The organism is Lagierella sp., assembly GCF_029983815.1.
Taxonomy (GTDB): Bacteria; Bacillota; Clostridia; order Tissierellales; family Peptoniphilaceae; genus Mediannikoviicoccus.
This window is the reverse complement of record NZ_JASBYU010000011.1, coordinates 15,425-38,340: the sequence shown is the minus strand read 5'-3', so window position 1 is coordinate 38,340 and position 22,916 is coordinate 15,425. Positions and strand designations below refer to the sequence as shown.

Sequence of the window (22,916 nt, the reverse complement as noted above, 5' to 3'; positions counted from 1 at the left end):
TCCTATACTCTTGATAAGTACTCGTTGCTTCTTGTATCTATCTTTATAACATCACCTTCGTTGATGAATAAAGGCACTTGTACAGTTGCTCCTGTCTCAACAGTAGCAGGTTTATTTGCTCCTGTTGCAGTATCTCCTCTAACTCCTGGTTCAGTTTCAGTTACAACTAACTCTACGAAGTTAGGAGGCGCAACATTAAAAGGCTTCCCTTGATAGAATTTTATAGTGGCATTGTCATTTTCCTTAATGTACATAATGGCTTCCTCCACTGCATCCTTTTCAATAGGAATCTGTTCATATGTTTCTGAATCCATAAAATAGTATAGGTTGCCATCATTGTAAAGATATTGCATTTCCTTAGTTTCAATTCTGGCTTCCTGGAATTTTTCTGACGGGTTAAAGGTAGTGTCTTTATTGGCGCCGGTCATGACGGATCTAATTTTCGCTCTGACAAAAGCTGCTCCTTTCCCCGGTTTTACGTGTTGAAAGTCAACTATTTGCCAAACGTCACCGTCCATTTCAAAAGTTGTTCCCTTTCTAAAATCTCCAGCTGAAATCATAAACATTCCTCCCGTTTTTTTGAATCTAGTTTTATTATATCATCTTAATACCTAAGGTACAATTATTATAAGTTATTATTTTTTTCCACATTCCCCTTCCATGGATTTAAGTATCTTAAGCCCATGGTCTAAATCCGCCAAAATATATTCCAAAGCCTCTCTAACAGCCTTGGGACTACCGGGCAAATTAATAATAAGGGACTGATTTCTAATTACAGAAGCTCCCCTAGATAACATTGCCCTTTTAGTTATACCCATGGAATAAGATCTTATAGCCTCAGCAATTCCCGGTGCATTTTTTGTCATCACTTCCATAGTAGCTTCCGGCGTATTATCCCTTGGAGAAAATCCCGTACCCCCTGTCGTTAGAACCAAGTCAGATTTCTTGTTGTCACAGGAGTCTATCAACACCCTTTTAATCTCCTCAATCTCATCGGGAACTATACAATAATTATTTATATGATATCCATTTTCTTTAAGTATCTCAGAAATAAGCATTCCACTTTCGTCAGTCCTCTCACCCTTGGAACCCTTATCTGAAACAGTTATAATCGAAGCATAAAACATATTTCCTCCTTAAGGAAAAGCATTTTCAATATGTTCAATATATTTATTATCCATTAAAATTTCTACCACGTCAAATCTAGGTTGGTAGTTTTCCAATCCATTTTTTAATATATAATTTTCCGCAGTAATCATTATCTTCTTTTGCTTGTTTGGGGTAACAAAATCCCTTGGCCTTCCATACAGATCATTTTTCCTAAGCTTAACTTCAACAAAGACTATTATATCATCATGTAACATAATCAAGTCGATTTCCCCTAGTCCCCATGAGTAATTTCTCTCAATCAGTATATAGCCCTTATCCTCTAAATAGTTTTTCGCTAAGTCCTCTCCAATGTTGCCGATATCTTTAGTTATCACTTTTGTTCCCCTAATATTTTCTTTAAAAAACTCATCCTGTGAATAGGAGTAGGCCCTAAAGCCAGTAGAGCTTCCCTATGCTTTTTAGTACCATATCCTTTGTTGTTTACAAAATCATATCCAGGATAAGTCTTTTCAAAATCTATAAAATACGAATCCCTTAAAACCTTAGCGACAATAGAAGCACAGGATATTTCGTAAATCAAGTCGTCTCCTCGTACTATGGAGACCTGTTCTAAATCCGTATCGATAACCTCCGCATCCACAGCCACAATATCCGGTCTTATCAAGTTCTTCTTTTTGTCCTTTAACTCTTCAACTGCTATTTTCATCGCAAGGCGTGTTGCCTGTTTAATATTGATTTGGTCTATAACCCTTTCGTCTACCACGCCGATTCCAATAGCCAAGGCCTTCTGGACAATCTCTTTATTTAAAATCTCCCTCTTTTTTGCAGAGAGCTTCTTAGAGTCCTTAACCCCTTCTATCAGATTATCTTTACCCATAATCACAGCACAGGCAACAACAGGGCCTGCTAAAGGTCCTCTTCCAACCTCGTCTACACCACAGACTAGCTTATCCTTAAAGAGTTTTTCATAACTATCAATCATTAAAATCCTCTGGACTTTCTAAACTAATTCTACCTAATACACCTTTTCTAAACTCATCCAAGACAATCTTTGCTACCTTCTCGTAATCAGAGTTTCCACCCTTTAGAAGACATCCCCTCTTCTTTGCAATGTCCTCCATGATTTCTAGAGTTTCCTTTCCTTCGGTTTCAATTTGGTACCTAACTTCCAAGATTTTCTTGTCCATGTCATTTAATCTTTCAATCAATTTAAAGGCTAGGGTTTCAGAGTCCATTATCTCATCCTTAATAGCCCCAGTAAAAGCCAAATCCAAACCTATTTTTTCATTCTCAAACTTCGGCCACAAAACCCCTGGAGTATCCAAGAGTTCAAAGTCTTTCCCAGACTTTATCCACTGATTCTGTTTAGTCACACCTGGCTTATTTCCAACTTTGGCAGATTTTCTACCGGCTATTCTATTGATCAAAGTCGATTTTCCCACATTTGGAATTCCTACAATCATGGCTCGTACTCGCTTTGAAGTTAGATTTTTCTCCTCCAGTTTCTTGAACTTATCCTGAAGAAGTTTTCTCGATATGGCTTCTATTTTCTTTAAATTAATACCTTGAACCGAGTCTATTAATATACTTTCGTATCCCTTTGAGCGAAAATAACTTACCCATTTTTCATTGGTCTCAACATTTCCTAAATCCATCTTATTGAGTAGTACTACCCTAGGTTTATTTCCTAAAATATCATCTAAGAGAGGATTTCTCGAAGCAATGGGAATTCTAGCATCTACAATTTCCAAAACCACATCCACCAACTTTAGCGAGGCCTTTATGGTGTCAATGGTTTTTTTCATATGTCCGGGATACCAGTTTATATTTAGATTTGACATTTTACCTCCCAACTTAACCCAAACCTTTTTCATATAAGAATGTTTGGGAATGCTTTTTTATACTAATTAAGCACTCAAAAAATTTGAGTGCTTGAAATTTACAAGACATTAAGTCTTAGTTTTTCTTTTCTTTTACCTTAGCAGATTTACCTACTCTATCTCTTAAGTAGAATAGTCTTGATCTTCTAGCTCTACCCCTTCTAATTACCTTAAGGGATTCAATTCTTGGAGAATGCACATAGAAAGTTCTTTCAATACCTGTACCATAAGCTACTCTTCTCACAGTGAAAGTCTTTCTAACTCCACTTCCTTGAATCTTGATAACTGTTCCTTCAAACTTTTGAATTCTTTCTTTTCCACCCTCTTTGATTCTGTAATCAAGAACTATAGTGTCCCCAACACGGAAATCAAAATTTTCTTTTCTCAATTGCTCATCTTCTATTTGTTTAATTATATCCATTATAACCTCCTAAAATCCCTTATTAGGATCCTGCTTCCTTAAATATTTTTCATATAAATCAGGTCTTTTTTTTCTAGTATTGTCTAACGCTGACTTTTCTTTCCACTCTTCAATAAGTTTATGATTACCACTAAATAGTACTTGTGGTACTTTTAGACCCATAAAATCTCTAGGTCTTGTATATACATTGTGTTGTAATAAATGATTGTAATGAGAATCCGTCAAGGGACTTTCTTCATTTCCCAAGACTCCCTTTACAAGTCTAGAAATAGAATCTACAAGTACCAAAGCTCCTATTTCCCCTCCGGACAGACAATAGTCACCAATGGAAATTTCCATATCCACAAATTCATCGGTAATCCTTGAATCTATCCCTTCATAATGACCACATAGTAAAGTAATCTCAGGTAGATTAGACAATTCATTACATAGATCTTGATCCAAAACCCGTCCTTGGGGCGAAAGGTAAATCCTTGGAACTCCACTTTTCTTAACAGACTGTAAACTGTCATATAGGGGTTGAGCAGTCATAAGCATTCCCGCTCCTCCACCAAAGAGTTCATCGTCCACCCTTTTGTGTTTATCAGTAGAAAAATCTCTAATATTAACGGTATTTATCTCTATTAAACCCTTGTCTATTCCCCTTCCAATGACACCGTAATCTTTCAAAACATCGAAAAAATCTGGAAAGAGAGTCAATATATTAAATTTCATTACAACATTCCTTCAATCAATTCCACATGAAGTTTTTTATTTTTAACATCGATCTCCTTGATGAAAGCTTTAACAGCAGGAATCATAAATTCCCTTCCGTCCTTAGCTACACATCTATAGATGTCATTAGTAGAATTGAGTAAAACTTCCTCAACATGACCCACAACTTTCCCTCTATCAACAACTTCCATTCCCACAAGATCCGAGATGAAATAGTTGTCTTCAGGCAAAGCCACAGCATCTTCTTCCTTAACATAGATATATTTATCCTTAAACCCTAAAACTTGATTTATATTGTCATAACCCTTCAGGCTTACATAGACCAAACCTCTATTATATCTGACTTTAGTTATGTTAACCCTTATCTTTTCATCAATATAAAAATCCACATCCTCTTCAAAACGATCCGGATATTCAGTTAACGGGTAGATTTTAATATCACCTTTAATACCGTGAGTATTAGTTATATAACCTACTTTTATCAAATTCATACTATTGAAGAATGTCAACTGCTACCTTGATTCCATCTTTAATAGCAGAAGCTTTAACTACCGTCCTTATAGCCTTAGCTATACGTCCTTCTTTTCCAATAATTCTTCCGAGATCGTCCTTATTGGCTCTAATCTCTATTACAAAGGTGTTTCCTTCTTGCCTGCTTGAAACTTGTACCTCTTCCGGCTTAGTCACAAGCTCCTTGGCAATTAGTTCAACTAATTCTAACATAATACCCCCTAAAGGATTACTCAGTTACCTCTTGTGAAGATTCTTCCTTAACTTCCTTAGTCTCTTTTTCCTTACTGTCTTCATAAACACCATTTTCTTTGAAAAGTCTATTTACAGTATCGGTTGGTTTTGCACCATTTTTTATCCATTGGTTTGCCTTATCAGCATCAACCTTTACCAACTTAGGTTCAGTTAATGGATTGTAATAACCAATCTCTTCAATAAACTTACCATTTCTAGGTGATCTAATATCTGCTACCACAATTCTGTAAAAAGGATTCTTCTTTGATCCCATTCTCTTTAATCTTATTTTAACTGCCATCTAAATACCTCCAATTTTATCTAAAGAAAGGAAATTTCATTTTACCTCTCTTTTTCATACCTTTACCCATGTTTCCAAATTGTTTCATCATTTTTCTGGTCTCTTTAAACTGCTTTAACAGCTTGTTCAATTCAGACACAGTAACACCAGAACCTCTTGCTATTCTCTTTCTTCTAGAAGAATCGATAATTTCAGGATTTTCCCTTTCTTCTAAAGTCATGGACTTTATCATGGCTTCAACCTTACCAATCTCCTTACCGTCAAGGGAAAGCCCCTTTAACGCCTTGGAATTGACACCGGGAATCATGCCTAAAAGCTCTTCCAAAGGTCCCATGTTTCTTATCTGCTCTAACTGATCCAAGAAGTCGTTAAAAGAATATTTTGAAGATCGAATCTTCTCCTCCAACTCCCTTGCCTTCTTTTCATCAATAGCCTTTTCAGCCTTTTCAATAAGAGATAACACATCCCCCATTCCAAGGATTCTAGAAGCCATTCTCGAAGGATAAAAGGGTTCAAGTTGGTCCAACTTCTCTCCTACACCAATAAACTTAATAGGCTTTTGCGCAACCCTTCTAATGGAAAGAGCTGCCCCACCTCTTGCATCACCATCTAACTTAGTTAAGATGGTACCGGTAATATCGAGTTGTTCATTAAAAGTCTTTGCTACATTCACCGCGTCTTGACCGGTCATGGCATCGACTACAAGTAAAATTTCATCTGGATTTACTTCACTTTTAATATCTTGAAGTTCTCTCATAAGTTCTTCGTCAATGTGAAGCCTACCCGCCGTATCTATGATTACCAGGTCCATCCCATTTGAAATAGCGTGATTCACACCGTTTTTAGCAATTTCAACAGGGCTTACCTTATCTCCCATAGAAAATACCGGAATGTCTATGGACTTACCTACAACTTCAAGCTGCTTAATAGCAGCCGGTCTATAAATATCTCCAGCTACAAGAAGAGGCCTTTTGCCTTGCTTTTTAAAGTGAAGGGCAAGCTTTCCCCCGTGGGTCGTCTTCCCGGCACCTTGAAGACCACAAAGCATTATGATAGTAGGCGGTTTAGAAGAAAAGACAATCTTAGATTCTTCCTCTCCCATAAGAGCAGTAAGTTCCTCATTAACAATCTTAATTACCTGTTGACCAGGAGTTAAAGACTCCATAACATCTGAACCGATGGCCCTTTCCTTAACGGTTTTTACAAAGTCCTTTACGACTTTATAGTTTACATCTGCTTCCAAAAGAGCAAGCCTTACCTCTCTCATGGCTAAATCTAAGTCTTTTTCAGAAATCTTTCCCTTTCCCGTCAGTTTGGACAGGGCATTTTGCAACTTATCTGATAAATTTTCAAATATCATAGTTCTCCCATATCCTCCTTGATAAATTCATCTATCTTACGTAAAATCTCTTTGGCGCAATCACTTTCCAAATTTGCACAGCCCTGTAAATCCGACTTAATATAATCTAACAACTCTAAAGTCCTTTGGGATCTTTTCATTAGATTAAGCTTTTTTTCAAAAGCGTACAATCTCTTTTCAGCTCTCTTAATATTTTCAGAGACCGCTTGTTTAGTGACTCCATAGATATCGCCAATTTCAGTTAAAGATAGATCTTCATTATAATACTTGTCCACCATGGACCTTTGCTTATTAGAAAGCAACTCTCCATAGTAGTCAAATAGTATTCCTACCTCGACTAATTTTTCCATTTATAACCTCTTGTCTGTCAACTTACTTCCTTGACCTCTAATATTATAAGAGACAATTACCCATAAGTCAACACATTTAGATGATTTTTTTGAGATTATTGCATTTCAATTTTCTCTAAATAAAATTTAACACTAGTTTTCATTAGTTTTTTAAAAAATTGTTTGATTTTTTTATTTTAATATGGTAATATTTTTTTAAGATATTGAGGGAGAAAAAGATATTTAAATATAGGAGGACAATATGTATAAACCTTTGAAGAAATCGTTTGTAGTATTATCGACATTATTGCTTTTAACAAGCTTACCTGTTGCAAGTACTTCTTACGGTTCCACAAATATTGATAGAGGCAGTATAAACGCTGTAGAGATAAAATATGTAAGCGTAACAAGGAAATTTAAACGAGGAACTAGGGTTCCTTCTCAAATACCTTATAATTCAAATGGATTTACAGGTTATTTAAAGAGAGCTTCTAGATATTCTTATGTAGAAGGCGATTATATCTATTGGAGTTTTTCTGGAAACGTTCATAAGTCTTCAGGTGGCGGAATAGGCCCTGGTGGAAGATAGATAAAATTCTCCCCTCAATATCTAAATTATTATTAGGAGTTATTATGTTTTCACTTAAAAAAATCTACAAGAACAAAATTTGGATCTACATCTGTCTTTTACTCGCCCTCTTGTCCATGGGGTATAGCATTAACCAAAAAGACACCAACATAAAGTCCATTAAATTTTTAGAGGAATCCCTTGAAAAGCTACCTTACCACATCACTGGTAGCAGAGCTATTGCAAAAGAAATTTCCGATGAAAATCTAAAAAAAGAATTTGAGCTTTACATAGAAAAAGCCACGGATCTTTATTTTCAGTTTGAACTTGTCCTTGGAGAAACATTTTCTATGGAGGACGATAAGTACTATGAAACCATGGACCAAGCTCTAAAAAACTACGAAGATTTAAGAGATATGGAAAAAGTTTTTTCTGGTAAATTGGACAAGAGATTTTTTCATTCCTACTTTTCAGATGAAAAGATTTCTATTTCTGATTTTATGTCAGTTTACAAGTATCATAGAGAACATAATATAGACATAAAACCTACAAGGGAGACTTTTTTAGGTTTATTCGAAAGCACCTGGAGTTTTATATTTAGTCCAGTCTTTATTTTTATTGTACTGCTTATTGCTGTGTTTATTACCGAGTTAAATCATAGGGACTTTAAAGTGGATGAAGCCTCCTTTGATTTCCCCAATATGAGTTTAATGGAAATACTGTGGATAACATTAATACCTACCCTTGCAACACTATCCTTTGCTCTAGGGTCCTTAGTCCTTTCAATAATAAGAAGAAACCCCTTTGGAAGTTTAAGGGAGCTACTTAGCATCCCAGTTATTAAGGGTAGTTTCTTCAGTATTGAGAATTACGATTCCAACTTTGGCTTATATCATAATAGCTACTTACTTGTCTTTTTGCAGCTATTAATCCTTAGCACCTTAACATTTTTAGTTATGTATCTTGGGTATAAGACTTTAAGAAAATTTTTGAATTTTATATTGGCATCCGCTTTAACAACCTTAGTGATAGCTTTATTAATTTTTCTAAATCAAAAGTTTATTGGCCTCGAACTTTACTTTTCATTCAACACTTTGAAGGTAATTAACAGACCTATAAACCTGATCCTACTTATTGCTTTGAGCATTTTTTTCTTCTATTTAAATTTTTTATTTAGATTTAAGAGAGATCCAAAGCTAAGTACCAGTAGAGAATACGATTCTGAAAAGGTGTATGGTCTTAAAACTTTAGAAATAGTTAAACTCAAAAGAAGTAATATTTTGAGATTGGTTGGTTTTGCGTCGCTTGTACTATGTGGTATGATTTCCCTTTCCTTTAACACAAATCCACAAAGCATAAGAGAAAACTCCCTTCAGGCTTTGAACAATCTGCTGATGTTTCAAGAGGATATTAGGGATGAATCCAAGGATATCAATCCAGATGACATGATAAATAACCCAGAAAAAACCCTTGAATTACTAAAGGACCTTAAAAAAAGTTATATGAACAAGGATAAAGACCCAACTTCCTATCTAAAAAACTATCTAAAATACAGCATCGAAGGAGACCTTGTTCAAATCAGTGACGATATTAACATTGAAACATACAAAAACTACAATATCGATAGAATAAGATACTTTTTAACCCATAAAATTAAGCCCGATGACCTCTTGAATGAAACCGGCGATTACAATAATCTATATACTCATAGAGAACCGATTGGTCTTTATTTGAACAATTTACAATATAAAATCTTTGAAGCTAAGGGTTTAGTAGGAGAATTTATAAAAGCGGAAAGCATAGGTTTTATTACTCTATTGGTTGTGGTACTTCCTTTTATATTTTCCTTAAAGATTTGTAATGATTTTAAAAACGGCAGACCTACCCTATTATTTTCATCGGGTAAATCCAAGAAAAGTATATACTTGTCGAAATTAGTAACGAGTTTAGTTTTAGCAATAGGTTTTATGCTACTTGCTCTTCTAATTTTATTTATGATAGGTCTGTTAAGGGGCGGAATTGGAGAACCACTATATCCTGTTATAACCTATAATCCAATTTCAGGCACAAATAGCTATAGTGGTGTAAATGTATCTGCAATTAGCATGTTACCAAAGGTGATTGTTTCAGCAATTCTCTTTTGTATAACTTTGACGAATTTTATTTTTATGATCTCTTCAACGGGTTACAAAAACTCTCATATCCTTGCAATTGTAATTTCTATTGTGGGAATCGCCATTGCGAATAAAGGATTTTTAGGAGAACTTTGTCTTATAAATCCCTTCACCTACTTTGATCCTATGTTGGTTTCAAATGGTGGAATGAACTTTATAAACAGTGCAAATGTCGTTAGCTTCTATAGTGGATTAATTGTAATGTTATTGGAAAGCATTGTGTTTTTCACTATTGGAATAAGCATTTTTAGCAGGAGGAACATATGATAAAAATAGAAAACTTAAACAAGAGTTATGGAAATAAAGTGGTCTTAGACAACTTAAAACTCAATCTTGAAAAACCGAACATCTACGCCCTGGTGGGCCCAAATGGAACAGGAAAGACAACTTTAATGGATATAATAGCAAACTTTGTAAAAAAAGATTCGGGAAATGTTAAAATATGCGGAATAGACCCTAGGGACTTCAAGGTATTCAAAAAACTATCCTATGCGAGAAGTCTAAATATGCTCTATGATAATTTAACTGGTCTAGACCATTTGGAACTGGCAAAGGGAATGATGAATGTAAAAGATAAGGAGTTTAAGGAAGCATTGGATATCTTTGATGTAAGTAAATTTATGAAAAGAAAGGTGTCAACCTATTCCCTTGGTATGCGTCAAAAACTTCTTTTGACCTATTTCTTTATAGGAGATTATGACTTATATATTATGGATGAGCCTGTAACGGGATTGGACCCAAGCTCCATAATCCTCCTTAGGGAATATTTACAGTATTTAAAGTCCAAGGGAAAACTTATCATTCTGTCATCCCATACCCTGTCAGAGGTTGACAAGACCACGAATGAAATTCTATTTTTAGTAAATGGTAAAATCCAAAGGGAAAATCTTCTTTCCTTCTCGGTTAAGTACTTTAAGTTAAAAACCGATGCCCTTTTGAATTATAAAAAAGGAAATGACTGTTATTTAATTTTAGATGAAGAATTGGACAAGGCCATAAGGCAGGTACATTCTAAAAACGGAAAAGTTATTTCAGTTGAAAGGTATTTGCGTTCAACTGAGGATAGATATAAAGAATTATATGTATAAAATAAGAGCACTTGCAAAAGTGCTCTATATTTCTTCTCTTTCCGGTTGAAACTTCGGATAGTATTTTATTGTGGCAAGCCTTCTTCTCCAATAATTTAAAAATCTTTTAAAATTCCTGTCCTTCTCATACCACTGGGTAAATTTAAACCCTCTTTTAAGAAGCTTTTTTGCCCTTGGTAGGTCATCTTTATTACAATAGTTTTTTAGCACAAATGGGTCTACATATAGCCAAAGCCCCTCCTCTGTATGTTTATAAAGCGGCTTGTCTACATTGTCTATTAGATCATCAACTAAAAATGTAACAAAATTACAACCTCCAGCAGTCATATAATAACTTGACCTTCCCTGTCTGATATTTATCTCAAAGACTTTATGCTTCCCGTCTCTTCTATCGTATTTAAAGTCAAAGTTTGCAAACCCCCTATAGTCTATCATCTCTAGGAAATTCTTTACCATCTGATAAAGTTCTGGATTGTCTTCAGTCACTAAGGCGTTATAATTTCCTATACCCTCGGGAAGACATTCGTCCAAAAGACATTTGCCAAAGCACATCATCTTGACTTCTCCCTTTGTATTTACATAGGCATTTAAAACTCCCACGGTGGAATGGTCCCCGGGAATAAAATCCTGTAGGATCATCTCCCCTGTATATCCAGCTCTATATACATCTTGAATTATTTGATTTAGCTCGTTTTCGTTATTTGCCTTATAGGCTTTTTTCTTACCTGGAAATTTTAGATGCAAAAACTCGATGCTGTCATTGGCCTTTACCGCAACTGGATATTCAAATGGGATCTCAAAACTATCTTTATTTTCTTTAGATACTATATAGGTTTCAGGATAGTTCAAATCGTACTCTTCACAGATTTCATAGAAATCTTTTTTATTCTCTAACTTTCGTTGTAAATCCTTTGAGATATAGTTGAACTTGTAGTAATTCTTAAGCATATCTGAATTTTCAGTAACAAGAGAGGTATATCCGTCGGAACAAGAGACCAATAGTAAATTTTCATCCCTTCGCTCTTTTCCAAATTTTTCCATCTCCCTTTTAAATACTTCATTGTCATCAAAATTGTCAAAGGTAATTACCTCTACAATTGAAGAATCGGCAGTAAAGGGCAGATGCTTCATTCCTAAGGCTATGGATTTTATTCCGTAGGCCTCATGAAAAGACCTAGCTACTCCATAGGAATTGATATCTGTTCCTAAAATTATCGGCAAAAATTTTTGTGTCATTTTATCTCTCCTGTGTAAATTCATCTTTTAAGGATCTTAAAAATAAGTTCTCCAGTTCCTTGCGAGGGTCTTTGCCCTCATAACAAACATTGTATACCGCTTGGGTAATAGGCATATCTACGTCATACTCTTCCTTTAGTCTCACAATGGCCTTAGCTGTATAGTAGCCCTCTGCAAGGCTATTAAACTTTTGATTTGTAACCAGGGACTCTCCAAATTTTCTATTATGTGAAAATTCCGAAAACACCGTCGCCTCGTAGTCACCTAGATGACAAAGGCCATAGGCAGAAAAGGGATTGCCTCCCATGGCTTCTATAAGCCTGGAAACCTCCCTTGTTCCCCTGCTCATCAACGCCCCCTTCAAGGAGCTAAGCCCCAAACCGTCCAAGGCTCCTGCAGCAATACCTATTACATTCTTAGTGGCAGCGCCTAGTTCGTTGCCAATTAAATCCGTACCATAATAAAAACGTATCAGAGACGATGAAAATTCGTCTACAAGATATTTTTTTAAATCCTCATCCTTAGAGTCTATTACCATACAGTTTGGAACCCCTCGATAAAACTCTTGAACATGACCAGGCCCAATCCAAACAGCAATAGAATTTGAAGGATGTAAAATCTCTTCTGCAACTTCACTCAATCTCTTTCTACTGTCTATCTCGATTCCCTTCATGCATAGTACAATCTTTTTATCCCTTATATCAAACTCTTCCAATTCATGTAGTAAAGACCTAAAACTTTGGGCTCCAACGGAAATTACAATTATTTCAGAAGCTAAAACATCCTTTAAATCAGAAGATAGTTTCAAACTTTTGGGTAATTCAATGTAATCATTTTTTCTAGTTTCACAAAATCTCTTAAAATTAGAAGAATTCTCTCTACCATATAGGGTTACATTCTTTCCAATCTTGTCCAAATACCAGGCTATAAAAGATCCCCATCTTCCACAGCCAATCACTGTAATATTCATATTTCCTCCATAGCAGTTCCACAAGCCAAAAGTACAATGGCTCTAGGAATATTCCATATAATCAATTTTACCATAGATTAGAATAAATAAAATTTTATAAAAGACTTGCATCTTTTCAGATTTTATTGTATGATTTAATAGATATTAAAACTATCCTATTAATATCGAATCATGTACAAGTGTTACTTCAATACACTATACCCTTTCGAGAGGGTGTGATGCTAACCCCGTCACACCCTCTTTTCCTGTTTTATTTAAATTACTAAACCCAATCATATTTTCAGCTTGCAGTTTACAGAATAAAAAAAGCCAAGGAAAAAATCCAAGGCTTGTAATAATATTCTTATCTCTTTGAGAATTGTGGACTCTTACGAGCTTTCTTTCTACCGTATTTTTTACGTTCAACTTTTCTAGGGTCTCTAGTTAAGAATCCTGCTCTCTTTAAAGTAGGTCTTAGTTCTTCATCAACTTGAAGAAGAGCTCTAGCAATACCGTGACGAATAGCTCCTGCTTGTCCTGTGTAACCGCCACCTTTAACATTTACAAAAACATCATAACCTTCAAGGTTTTCAGTTAATGAAAGAGGTTCTCTAGCGATAACTTTCAATGTCTCATAGTTAAAATATTCATCTATAGGTTTCTTGTTAACCATAAATTTTCCGTTACCTGGAACCAATCTAACTCTAGCAACGGAGGTTTTTCTTCTTCCGGTTCCTAAATATTGTACATCAGCCATCTATTTCCCTCCTATCCTAAATATCTAAAGTTTCAGGTTTTTGAGCTTCATGTCCATGATCTTCTCCAGCATATACCTTCAATTTCTTGTACATAGCTCTGCCCAATTTGTTCTTTGGCAACATACCTTTAACGGCTAATTCAATAGCTCTTTCTGGTTTTCTTTCAATAAGTTCATCAAATGTAACTGTTCTAAGTCCACCAGGGTATCCTGTATGTTTCTTGTAAATTTTCTTTTTGTTCTTGTTTCCTGTAACTCTAATCTTGTCAGCGTTTATGACTATTACATAGTCACCGGTGTCAAGGTTAGGAGTGAATGTAGGCTTATTTTTTCCTCTTAGAATTGCTGCAATTTCACTTGCAAATCTTCCAAGAACTTTGTCTGTAGCGTCTACAACATACCATTTTCTTTGTATGTCTTTAGCTCTTACATTATAGCTTTTCATCTGTCTTCCTTCCTCTTTTACAATATTTTTGACCATTTAGACATCGCCGTCAAATAGCGATTGTTTTCCCACCAAGCTTTTATGAATCGCACCCTTGGCCACTAGGCGATTTTGTGAATATTGTTAAAAAGGACCGGGACAATCATTTTTAACACCATAGTAGTATATAGGAGTTTAGTCGAAAAGTCAAATTTTTTCTTCACATTTTTAAATTTTTTTTAATAATTTTACTGTGTTATAATCTTCTTGAGGTGAATAAATGAAAATTTTGATTTCCACTGATGCCTACGCTGCCATTACCAACGGGGTAGTCACGTCAGTAAAGAACTTAAGACAGGAATTATTAAAACTGGGACATGATGTAAAGATTTTGACTTTGTCCCCATCTACCGAATCCTATATAGACAGAGAAGAAAATATAATCTATTTAGGGTCCTTTGATATTTCAATACTCTATCCCGATGCAAGATTTACCCTTGCCTGGAAAAGCCCTCTAATAGATGAAATTTTAGAATGGCACCCAGATATCATCCATAGTCAAAGTGAGTTTACCACTTTTCACATAGCTAGAATTATCAAAAAGAAACTTCATATCCCCCATGTTCACACCTATCATACACTATATGAAGATTATACACATTATTTTTCAAAATCCGAAACAATTGGCAAAATGTTGGTAGAAAAATTTACAAAGACAATCTCCGACAAGACCACAGCCTTTATCGTTCCTACGATTAAAACCAAAAATATCATACAAGATTATGGACTGACAAAACCTATTCACATAGTTCCAACTGGATTGGAAGAAGAAAAATTCGAAAAAGTATATACCAGCGAAGAAACCGATGCATTAAGAGAAAAAATTGGTATACCAATAGAAAACAAAGTCCTTTTATTCGTAGGAAGAGTTGGCAAGGAAAAAAATATAGGTGAAATTTTAGAATATTTAAATAGAATTAAACGAAAGGACATTTCCTTTGTAATAGTTGGAGATGGGCCAGAAAAACGAGAATTGGAAGAATATACCAAGTCCTCAGGTATGGACTATGTTATCTTTACCGGGCTAGTGGATAATGAAAAGATAAATATATATTATCAGATGGCAGACCTCTTTGTGTCCGCTTCTACTTCAGAGACCCAAGGTCTTACCTATGTTGAAGCACTTTTTAACGGGTTACCCGTCCTATGCCGAGACGATATCTGTCTAAAGGAGCCAATCCTTCAGTGCAAAACCGGTTTTAGATATAGGAAATTCGAAGAATTTAAGGAACAATTAAATGAATTTTTAGATAATAAAGACATATTGGAAGAGATGTCTAAAAATTGTAGAGAACATGCAATAAAAACCTGTTCTGCAAAGGCCTTTGCAAATAATATACTTGATGTCTACAAAAAATATGTTAAAGGAGTTTTTTAAATGAAAGATTGGATCAATAAATTTATGGAAGGTAGAAATGGAGTCAATCAATTTTCAAGATTTCTTTCTATCCTTGGAATTATAGTAATCCTCTGTTCTTTTATCACAAAGGATAGATCCATGTTGAATAATTTTTTAAGAGTATTTGGATTGGCAACCATATTCTACTCTGATTTTATTATTCTTTCTCGAAATAGAGTTCAAAGAGCTAAGGAAAATCAAGACTATCTTAAACTGCGAAATAGTTTTTTGGGATTCTTTAAAAGAAAGAAAAGTAAAGCTTTGAATTTTAAAAAATACAAATATTTCAAATGTCCAAATTGTAAAAAAGAGATGAGAGTTCCTAGAGGCAAGGGAAAAATAAAGGTTCACTGTAACAATTGTGACCATGACTTTTTCAGTAAAAGCTAGATTTAAGCAAAACTCTTCCATAGCAACATTGGCCATAAAGGTTTATAATCATTAATCATCCTTAGAGAAAACCTACGGGTGGATTTTATCTATTTTTCACAAAAAAATAAACTTTATCATTTTCTTTCTAATTGGGTATAATATAATGTAAGATTCAAAAGAAAGGATGATCATATGTTTAAAAAAATGATTAGAAGTTTTCTCATTATAGTACTTTTGACTTTTACAATCGGAACTTTCTTCGGTTGTTCCAACTCTAGTCATAAAAAAGATGCAGAAAACTTCATTAAAACCGTCTATTCACCAGAGGAAACCGATGTCTTTGACGAAAGTAATTTTCAAGTTCTTGGAGAAGGCGTTCCTGAGGATAAAAATTCTGAAAATAAATTGGAAAAATACCTACAGGATAAGTTTAAGCCTTTGATGACCCAGGATGGTTACAATAGATTTTCTGGGCAAAATCCTCTTATCTGGTTGGGAATTGCTAAAAACCAAGATGGTATGGAAATTAAAATGTCCAATATAGAATTAACCGAAGTAAAGCCGGAAAAGTCTTCCGATGAATTTGAATACTATGATTACAAATTTAATTTAGGGTACTTAAAGGACGGTAAAAAGCTTGATGAACAGGAGATAACTGGACAACTGCGCCTGACAGAGGATGGACTTGTAGATGATGTAAAACAAGGAGTTTTAATCGAAGTTCCAAGCTATTGACCTTATAGAACAAAAAGTGGTCAAGTCAGTTAATTCAAGGATAAAGCACTTTAAAAATCGGTCACTCGATTAAAGGGTGACCGACTTTTATTGCATTTGACAGTTAAATCGATGTCAGATTAGATACTATTATTCTCTATATCATATTCCAGCAAAAAATCTATTGCTTCAATATATCCATCAAAGCCTAGTCCAATTACGGATTTTAAACAGTAATCTCTAATATATGAAATCTGTCTAAAGTCTTCTCTTTGTAAAATATCTGAAAGATGCACTTCCACCGTAGGCAAACCAACCGCCTGTAATGCATCTAATATTGCAATAGAACTATGGGTATAGGCCGCAGGATTTAAAATTATACCTTGAAACCTTCCATAGGCCTTTTGAATTACATCAACTATGTCTCCCTCATGATTTGACTGAAAAATTTCCACATATATATCTTTTTCTCTGCAGTAGTCCTCTATAAATTCACAAAGGTCTTGGTAGGTCCGCTCTCCATAGATATGAGGTTCTCTTTTCCCCAACATATTTAAATTGGGGCCATTAATTACCAGTAATTTTTTTAAATCCATTTATAATATCCTCCACGCATTTTGGATGGTAAATATTCACAACCTTAAAATCTGCAAAATCCTGATACTTTTCTCTCCTACTCATTTGAAGTTTTACCAGGTCTTTATAACCTCCCTTTGATAGAGGTCTTCCTTTAGTTGCCAATTTGTTGAGCTGTCTTTCTATTTGAACTATTACCCCATTTTGTTTTAAGGGATTATAATTGTGTTTATCCAAAACAACTCCCCCACCAGTGGATATGACCACTCCATTTTCTTTTCCAAATTTGGTGCAGGCAATATGTTCTAGCTCCCTAAAACCCTCTTCTCCATATTCTGAAAAGATTCCTGGAACGGACATATGATTTATATCCTCTATTTCCCTATCCAGGTCTATAAATTTTCTATTCATTTCCTTAGCTATGGACTTGCCTAGGGAGGTCTTGCCAGAACCAGGCATTCCCACTAGGATAATATTGGATACATCCCCGTAGACCTTATTATAGATTTCTTCTTTTTTTGAATCCTTTACTTCACGATTAAAAAATAGTTCATATGCTTTTATCCCCTGATAAACAAGCATTCTAAGTCCTATTGTATTCCTTATCCCAAGTCTTTTAGCATCTAATATCAGTTTGGTCCTTAGAGGATTATAAACCACATCTCCAACGGCTTTTAACTTGGGAAAGTCCTTTAAATTTAATAGGGATTGTAAATTGTCCGGGTACATTCCAACTGGTGTTGTATTTATAATGACTTCTGCTTCTTGATATCTATTCAAATCCTGAAATTTAATTTCGCCTTTACGAGATACATTTATTATCTTCTCTGCCCCCATGTCTTCCACAACGCTTCGAAGGGTCTTTGAAGTTGAACCATCTCCTAGGATTGCCACAAATCCATCTTTAATTTCTAAGTCGATTTTTCGAAGCATCTCATAGGCTCCGAAGTAGTCCGTATTATATCCTATTATTTCTTTACCTTCAAAAATTATGGTGTTTACACATCCAATTTTCAAAACTTCTGGCGAAAATCTGGTACAATACTTCATTACCTCTTCTTTGTAGGGCATGGTAACGTTGATTCCCTTAATATCCTTTCTTTTAAAAAGATCTTTCAACTCATCTTTTTCCAGTTCATAGAGTTCATATTTATAATCTCCTAGATAGCTATGAAGCTTTGGTGAAAAGCTATGTTTTAAAGTCTTACCTATAAGTCCAAAAATATCTCTAGTCATAATATCCCTCTTCCATCAACATATCTAAGAGTACCACACTAGTAGCAGCCTCCATTACAGCAACTGCCCTAACCCCTATACAAGGGTCATGTCTGCCTTCAATAAGCAACTCTTCTTCTTCCATGGTCTCTAAATTTACAGAAGTCTGACTTTTACCTATGGAAGCTGTAGGTTTAAAAATAGTCCTGTAGACAATTGGCATACCATTTGTAATTCCAGAAACTATTCCCGAACTATTGTTACTCCTAGTTCGTACCTCTCCCTCTACAACCATGTAGTTGTCGTTATGTTCTGAACCTCTCATAGTTGATGCTTCAAACCCCTTTCCAAACTCTACGCCTTTGACAGCCGGTATGGAAAATGCCATCTGAGAAAGTCTACCCTCCACCGTATTGAAGATTGGTTTGCCAATGGCTTTAGGCATTCCTACTACTCCTATTTCTATAATAGAACCTATGGAGTCACTATCATTCTTGACTTTACCTATGAGCTCTTTCATCAAATTTCCCTTGTCCTCTGAAATCGTAGGAAAAGAGGAATTATTTGTACTTTCAAGGATATTTTTATCTACATTGACAAAGTCATATCCTTTATCTCTTATATCTCCAACTCCATAGAGATGGGCTCCAATATAAATGCCCTTTTTATTGAGGATTTGTTTTGCTATACCTCCCGCAATACAAAGAGGAGCAGTAAGCCTTCCAGAAAGATGGCCACTTCCTCTTAAATCGGCAAAACCTTTATATTTTAAAAACGCTGTATAATCACCATGGGATGGCCTTGGCAAATTTTCTAAATTATCATAGTCCTTTGATCTTTTATCTTCATTTTCAATTATTGCACATAATGGAAAACCCGTCGTTGTGTTATCCAATAGTCCAGACATAAACTTTGGAAGGTCTCTTTCTTTTCTAAGGGTGGTAAAGTCGGAAGACCCTGGAGATCTCCTGCCTAAAAATCTTTTAAGTTCCTCCATATCAATTTCAAATCCTGGAGGCATTCCATCTATAACCACACCGATACATTTGCCATGGGATTCTCCAAATATTGACACTTTGTACCTATTACCAATTATCGAGCTCAATACATTTACCTCCTAGAGTTTTAAAATCTTCAAAGAATTTGGGATAGGATTTGTCTATAGCCCTATATCCGTCTATCACAATTTCTCCTTGGGATATGGTGGATGCAATTGTTGCCGCCATAACCATTCTATGGTCGTTATAACTAGAAACGACTCCCCCATTTAAACTTCCCATGCCGTGGACAATTAAATCATCTTCTAGGACCATGGCCTTTCCTCCAAGCCTATTTATCAAATCCATAGAATTCTTTAATCTATCCGACTCTTTAAGCCTAAGTCTCCTTCCATTAAAAAACTTAGAAACTCCCTTTGTACTACATGATAGGATTGCCAATACCGGAAGGAGGTCGGGACATTCGTTGATGTCCATTTCAATGGGCTTTTTGAAAAGCGACTTAACCTGTATGCTATTATCTATTTTTAAATCTGCCCCAAAACTTTTTAATATATCTAAAATAACTCTATCGCCCTGGGAACTGTCCAGCTTCAACCCTCTAATTGTCACATCACCTTCCATTGCCCCTGCAACAAGTAGTGCTGCACCATTGGACCAATCTCCTTGTACCCTTTGAACCTTTGGAGCCATAGGCCTTTGATTCTTCTCTACATAATATCCATTTTCTAACTCTATGACCTTGACACCATAATCTTTTAAAACTTCCAAGGTTACATCTACATACGCCTTTGATTCTAGTGGACTTGTCAATGTAATTTCAGTATCCCTATCTATTAGGGTAGAAGCAAGTAAAATTCCTGTAACAAATTGTGATGAAATATTTCCAGGAAGTTCAATTTCCCCGCCTTCAAACTTACCTTCTGTTTTTATAGGTAAAGAGGTGCTAGAAAATTTTACTCCACTTTTTGAAAGTGCCTCCAGCAATGGTTTAATAGGTCTTTTTTTAAGACTGTTCTCCCCCGATATGAAGGTTCTATCATATAAAGCCGTCGCAACGGGGATTATAAAGCGCAATGTCGACCCAGACTCTTTACAGTTGAGACTTACTTCCTTTGGACTTAACTCTATAGGAAGAACCCTAAGTTCGTCTTTATCAATTTGATAGTTAGCTCCAAGATTTTTTATACAATTTAAAGTAGCACACAAATCTTCGTTGTATTCACCTATAATCAAAGTTGACTCATCTTTTGAAAGGGCACTTAAAATTATCATTCTATGACCATAGGTTTTTGACGTTATGGAATTGACTTCACCTTTTAGGATACTAGGTTTTATTAAAATTCTCTCTGCCAATTTCTATAAAGCTCCTTTACTTCTTGTAAATCCATCTCTTCTAAATAGCACTTCCCAATTTTTTCCGGGATTATCATGGTAATTTTTCCATTGAATATCTTCTTATCAACCAATACATAGTCTAAAACTTCGCTAAATCCAAAATTTACAAAATCAGCCATATTGTACTTTTTTATTGCCAAAAGTATCTTTTGGAGATCTTTATTTTTTAACTTCCCTCGCTGATAACTGATTTGTGAGATTATCTCTATGCCCTTTCCCACTGCAAAACCATGTTTAATATTATAATTTGATGCCTGTTCTATTCCATGGCCAAAGGTGTGTCCTAAGTTTAAAAGTCGCCTTTTGCCATAGTCGAATTCATCTTCAATAACCACTTTTGCTTTAAACTCTATGGCCTTTTCTACAACCAATGATAGTTTAATAGAATCGTAATCAAAATCCTCTTCCAAGAATATATTAAAATAATCTTCATCGAATAATACCCCATATTTTATGCATTCAAAAATTCCATTGTTAAACTCTTCCTTAGAAAGGGTATTGAAGGTGTTTAAATTGCATATAACCGACTTTGGTTGTTTAAAAGTTCCTACAAGATTCTTTCCCTTCTTTAAGTCAACACCGGTTTTACCTCCCACAGAGGAGTCTACAGCCGATAACAGAGTAGTCGGTATTTGAATATAGTCTATCCCCCTAAGGTAGATGGAAGCAGCAAAGCCTGCAATGTCTCCAACTACTCCACCTCCAAAGGCAATCACCATATCCGAACGGGACATCTTGTTTGAAGCAAGAAAGTCCATTATCTCTGCAATAGTTGTTAGGTTCTTAGATTTTTCTCCAGGTAAAATGGAATATACAAAATAATCCACTTTATTTTCTCTGAAGATTGTTGTAAGCTTATTCAAATGCAGTTTCTTTACATTGTCATCTGTAATAATAGCCACTTTTGACCTATGACCATTTTTATCCAGGTACTTGAGTATCAATTCAAAATTGTCCCTACCCACGTTAACGCTATAACTTTCAGAAACTGCAATTTTAATTTCTTTATTCATTTTCTAATTCTTCTATTTCCTTTAATGCACCTTTTATAATGTTCAATTTTTTCATCATCATATTGAATTTGCCTGGTTTTAAAGACTGTGATCCATCGCAAAGAGCCTTTTCTGGTTCATTGTGAACTTCAACTATAAGACCATCAGCTCCTATTGCAGTAGCAGCTATGGAAAGGGGTTCTACCATTTCCCAAACTCCACAGGCGTGGGATGGGTCTATTATTATAGGAAGCTGTGTTCTCTGCCTCAAATAGGGAACTGCTGTAATATCCAAGGTGTTTCTTACACCATGTTCAAAGGTTCTAATTCCCCTTTCACAAAGGACTATCTGTTCATTTCCCCATGACATCAAATATTCAGCAGACATTAGCCACTCTTCATAGGTTGCAGAAAGTCCCCTCTTTAATAAAATAGGCTTATTCACTTTACCTAACTTCTTTAATAGAGAAAAGTTTTGCATATTTCTTGCTCCAACTTGTAGCATGTCTACGTCTTCAAAATAGGGTAAATCGTCAATGTCCATTATTTCGGATACCACTGGAAGCCCTGTTAACTCCTTGGCCTCTAGTAGGTATTTAATGCCCTCTTCTCCCATGCCTTGGAAGGAATAGGGTGAAGTCCTTGGTTTAAAAGCTCCTCCTCGCAGGATTCCCGCACCGGAAGCTTTAACCTTTTCTGCCACTTGTAGAACTTGTTCTCTTGATTCAACAGAACATGGCCCAGCCATTACTACAAAATTTCCTCCACCAATTTTTACATCCCCCACTTGAATAACTGCAGGATTTTTATGATATTTTATATTGGCTTCTCTATAGGGCTCTTGAATTCTAAAAACCGAGTCTACACAATCAAAAGCCTTAACTGCAGTTTCGTTAATCCATCTAGTATCCCCTATAATAGATAAAACTGTAGAATTCTTTCCCTTTGTTGGAATGACTGAAAGTTCATTTTCTTCAAACCAAGAGATTAGATCCTTTACATTTTCTTCGTCAATTTGTGTTTTTAATTTTACTATCATACCTTATCCTTTATTTTTTTCTCGTTTTTCTCATTAACTATATTCTATCATCTTAAGGGAATTTTAAAAAATCATACCCAATTTTTATTATACTTTTT

General features: G+C 35.2%; 28 protein-coding genes. 6 read left to right on the top strand and 22 right to left on the bottom strand.

Annotation, left to right across the window (positions count from 1 at the left end; all coding sequences use genetic code 11):
* Positions 1-2 precede the first annotated feature (2 nt).
* From efp to ylxM, 12 genes are all read right to left on the bottom strand, one after another.
* Positions 3-560, bottom strand: a complete 558-nt coding sequence (gene efp / locus Q1K37_RS05740; protein WP_300410378.1) for an elongation factor P — start codon at positions 558-560, stop codon at positions 3-5.
* 75 nt (positions 561-635) lie between these two features.
* On the bottom strand, positions 636-1,127 hold the full coding sequence (locus tag Q1K37_RS05735) for a MogA/MoaB family molybdenum cofactor biosynthesis protein (RefSeq protein ID WP_300410376.1): 492 nt from the start codon (positions 1,125-1,127) through the stop codon (positions 636-638).
* Between the two features lie 9 nt (positions 1,128-1,136).
* Positions 1,137-1,484, bottom strand: coding sequence for a YraN family protein (locus Q1K37_RS05730; RefSeq protein ID WP_300410374.1), 348 nt, complete (start codon positions 1,482-1,484; stop codon positions 1,137-1,139).
* Positions 1,481-2,092: a ribonuclease HII gene (locus Q1K37_RS05725; RefSeq protein ID WP_300410373.1), complete on the bottom strand. Its 612-nt coding sequence runs from the start codon at positions 2,090-2,092 to the stop codon at positions 1,481-1,483. Before Q1K37_RS05725 ends, Q1K37_RS05730 begins: the two co-directional genes overlap by 4 nt.
* A complete protein-coding gene (gene ylqF / locus Q1K37_RS05720) occupies positions 2,085-2,951 on the bottom strand; it encodes a ribosome biogenesis GTPase YlqF (RefSeq protein WP_300410371.1) in 867 nt (288 codons plus the stop codon). Before ylqF ends, Q1K37_RS05725 begins: the two co-directional genes overlap by 8 nt.
* A gap of 115 nt (positions 2,952-3,066) precedes the next feature.
* Positions 3,067-3,411, bottom strand: a complete 345-nt coding sequence (gene rplS / locus Q1K37_RS05715; protein WP_300410369.1) for a 50S ribosomal protein L19 — start codon at positions 3,409-3,411, stop codon at positions 3,067-3,069.
* 9 nt (positions 3,412-3,420) lie between these two features.
* A complete protein-coding gene (gene trmD, locus Q1K37_RS05710) occupies positions 3,421-4,125 on the bottom strand; it encodes a tRNA (guanosine(37)-N1)-methyltransferase TrmD (protein ID WP_300410368.1) in 705 nt (234 codons plus the stop codon).
* Positions 4,125-4,616, bottom strand: a complete 492-nt coding sequence (gene rimM / locus Q1K37_RS05705) for a ribosome maturation factor RimM (protein WP_300410366.1) — start codon at positions 4,614-4,616, stop codon at positions 4,125-4,127. The genes trmD and rimM overlap by 1 nt, the downstream gene beginning before the upstream one ends.
* A gap of 1 nt (position 4,617) precedes the next feature.
* Positions 4,618-4,848, bottom strand: a complete 231-nt coding sequence (locus tag Q1K37_RS05700) for a KH domain-containing protein (protein WP_300410365.1) — start codon at positions 4,846-4,848, stop codon at positions 4,618-4,620.
* 16 nt (positions 4,849-4,864) lie between these two features.
* On the bottom strand, positions 4,865-5,170 hold the full coding sequence (gene rpsP, locus Q1K37_RS05695; RefSeq protein WP_300410364.1) for a 30S ribosomal protein S16: 306 nt from the start codon (positions 5,168-5,170) through the stop codon (positions 4,865-4,867).
* Between the two features lie 16 nt (positions 5,171-5,186).
* The gene (gene ffh, locus Q1K37_RS05690) at positions 5,187-6,530 is read right to left on the bottom strand and encodes a signal recognition particle protein (RefSeq protein ID WP_300410362.1); all 1,344 of its coding nucleotides are present in this window, start codon (positions 6,528-6,530) and stop codon (positions 5,187-5,189) included.
* Positions 6,527-6,880: a YlxM family DNA-binding protein gene (gene ylxM / locus Q1K37_RS05685; protein WP_300410360.1), complete on the bottom strand. Its 354-nt coding sequence runs from the start codon at positions 6,878-6,880 to the stop codon at positions 6,527-6,529. Before ylxM ends, ffh begins: the two co-directional genes overlap by 4 nt.
* Before the next feature lie 241 nt (positions 6,881-7,121).
* Here ylxM and Q1K37_RS05680 point away from each other — a divergent pair, with 241 nt between their 5' ends.
* The 3 genes from Q1K37_RS05680 to Q1K37_RS05670 are packed head-to-tail and all read left to right on the top strand — an operon-like array spanning position 7,122 to position 10,689.
* Positions 7,122-7,448: a hypothetical protein gene (locus Q1K37_RS05680; protein WP_300410358.1), complete on the top strand. Its 327-nt coding sequence runs from the start codon at positions 7,122-7,124 to the stop codon at positions 7,446-7,448.
* A 44-nt stretch (positions 7,449-7,492) separates the two neighbouring features.
* Positions 7,493-9,868, top strand: coding sequence for an ABC transporter permease subunit (locus Q1K37_RS05675; protein WP_300410356.1), 2,376 nt, complete (start codon positions 7,493-7,495; stop codon positions 9,866-9,868).
* Positions 9,865-10,689, top strand: coding sequence for an ABC transporter ATP-binding protein (locus Q1K37_RS05670; protein ID WP_300410354.1), 825 nt, complete (start codon positions 9,865-9,867; stop codon positions 10,687-10,689). The genes Q1K37_RS05675 and Q1K37_RS05670 overlap by 4 nt, the downstream gene beginning before the upstream one ends.
* A 24-nt stretch (positions 10,690-10,713) precedes the next feature.
* On the opposite strand, the gene Q1K37_RS05665 is transcribed toward Q1K37_RS05670, so the two are convergent.
* The 4 genes from Q1K37_RS05665 to rplM all read right to left on the bottom strand — a co-directional run bounded on the left by Q1K37_RS05665 (position 10,714) and on the right by rplM (position 14,076).
* Entirely contained in the window at positions 10,714-11,925 is a 1,212-nt protein-coding gene (locus Q1K37_RS05665; protein WP_300410353.1) for a carboxylate--amine ligase, read from the bottom strand.
* A gap of 1 nt (position 11,926) precedes the next feature.
* Positions 11,927-12,895 (bottom strand): NAD(P)H-dependent glycerol-3-phosphate dehydrogenase, encoded by a 969-nt coding sequence (locus Q1K37_RS05660; RefSeq protein ID WP_300410351.1) that lies wholly within the window; start codon positions 12,893-12,895, stop codon positions 11,927-11,929.
* Positions 12,896-13,238: 343 nt separating this feature from the next.
* On the bottom strand, positions 13,239-13,631 hold the full coding sequence (rpsI, locus tag Q1K37_RS05655; protein ID WP_300410349.1) for a 30S ribosomal protein S9: 393 nt from the start codon (positions 13,629-13,631) through the stop codon (positions 13,239-13,241).
* A 16-nt stretch (positions 13,632-13,647) separates the two neighbouring features.
* The gene (gene rplM, locus Q1K37_RS05650) at positions 13,648-14,076 is read right to left on the bottom strand and encodes a 50S ribosomal protein L13 (RefSeq protein ID WP_300410414.1); all 429 of its coding nucleotides are present in this window, start codon (positions 14,074-14,076) and stop codon (positions 13,648-13,650) included.
* Between the two features lie 259 nt (positions 14,077-14,335).
* On the opposite strand from rplM, the gene Q1K37_RS05645 reads away from it, so the two are divergent.
* From Q1K37_RS05645 to Q1K37_RS05635, 3 genes are all read left to right on the top strand, one after another.
* Positions 14,336-15,493 (top strand): glycosyltransferase, encoded by a 1,158-nt coding sequence (locus Q1K37_RS05645; RefSeq protein WP_300410347.1) that lies wholly within the window; start codon positions 14,336-14,338, stop codon positions 15,491-15,493.
* A complete protein-coding gene (locus Q1K37_RS05640; RefSeq protein ID WP_300410346.1) occupies positions 15,494-15,904 on the top strand; it encodes a hypothetical protein in 411 nt (136 codons plus the stop codon).
* 174 nt (positions 15,905-16,078) lie between these two features.
* Positions 16,079-16,621 carry a hypothetical protein gene (locus Q1K37_RS05635; RefSeq protein ID WP_300410345.1) on the top strand — a complete coding sequence of 181 codons (543 nt, stop codon included), beginning with the start codon at positions 16,079-16,081 and terminating at the stop codon, positions 16,619-16,621.
* A gap of 119 nt (positions 16,622-16,740) precedes the next feature.
* Here Q1K37_RS05635 and aroQ read toward each other — a convergent pair whose 3' ends face one another.
* The 6 genes from aroQ to aroF are packed head-to-tail and all read right to left on the bottom strand — an operon-like array spanning position 16,741 to position 22,818.
* Complete coding sequence (gene aroQ / locus Q1K37_RS05630; RefSeq protein ID WP_300410343.1) at positions 16,741-17,196, bottom strand: type II 3-dehydroquinate dehydratase; 456 nt, start codon at positions 17,194-17,196, stop codon at positions 16,741-16,743.
* A complete protein-coding gene (locus Q1K37_RS05625; RefSeq protein ID WP_300410341.1) occupies positions 17,168-18,412 on the bottom strand; it encodes a shikimate kinase in 1,245 nt (414 codons plus the stop codon). Before Q1K37_RS05625 ends, aroQ begins: the two co-directional genes overlap by 29 nt.
* Positions 18,405-19,496, bottom strand: a complete 1,092-nt coding sequence (aroC, locus tag Q1K37_RS05620) for a chorismate synthase (protein ID WP_300410338.1) — start codon at positions 19,494-19,496, stop codon at positions 18,405-18,407. The genes Q1K37_RS05625 and aroC overlap by 8 nt, the downstream gene beginning before the upstream one ends.
* Positions 19,477-20,745: a 3-phosphoshikimate 1-carboxyvinyltransferase gene (gene aroA, locus Q1K37_RS05615; protein ID WP_300410337.1), complete on the bottom strand. Its 1,269-nt coding sequence runs from the start codon at positions 20,743-20,745 to the stop codon at positions 19,477-19,479. The genes aroC and aroA overlap by 20 nt, the downstream gene beginning before the upstream one ends.
* Positions 20,727-21,800: a 3-dehydroquinate synthase gene (aroB, locus tag Q1K37_RS05610; RefSeq protein WP_300410336.1), complete on the bottom strand. Its 1,074-nt coding sequence runs from the start codon at positions 21,798-21,800 to the stop codon at positions 20,727-20,729. Before aroB ends, aroA begins: the two co-directional genes overlap by 19 nt.
* A complete protein-coding gene (gene aroF, locus Q1K37_RS05605) occupies positions 21,793-22,818 on the bottom strand; it encodes a 3-deoxy-7-phosphoheptulonate synthase (protein ID WP_300410334.1) in 1,026 nt (341 codons plus the stop codon). The genes aroB and aroF overlap by 8 nt, the downstream gene beginning before the upstream one ends.
* Positions 22,819-22,916: the final 98 nt, after the last annotated feature.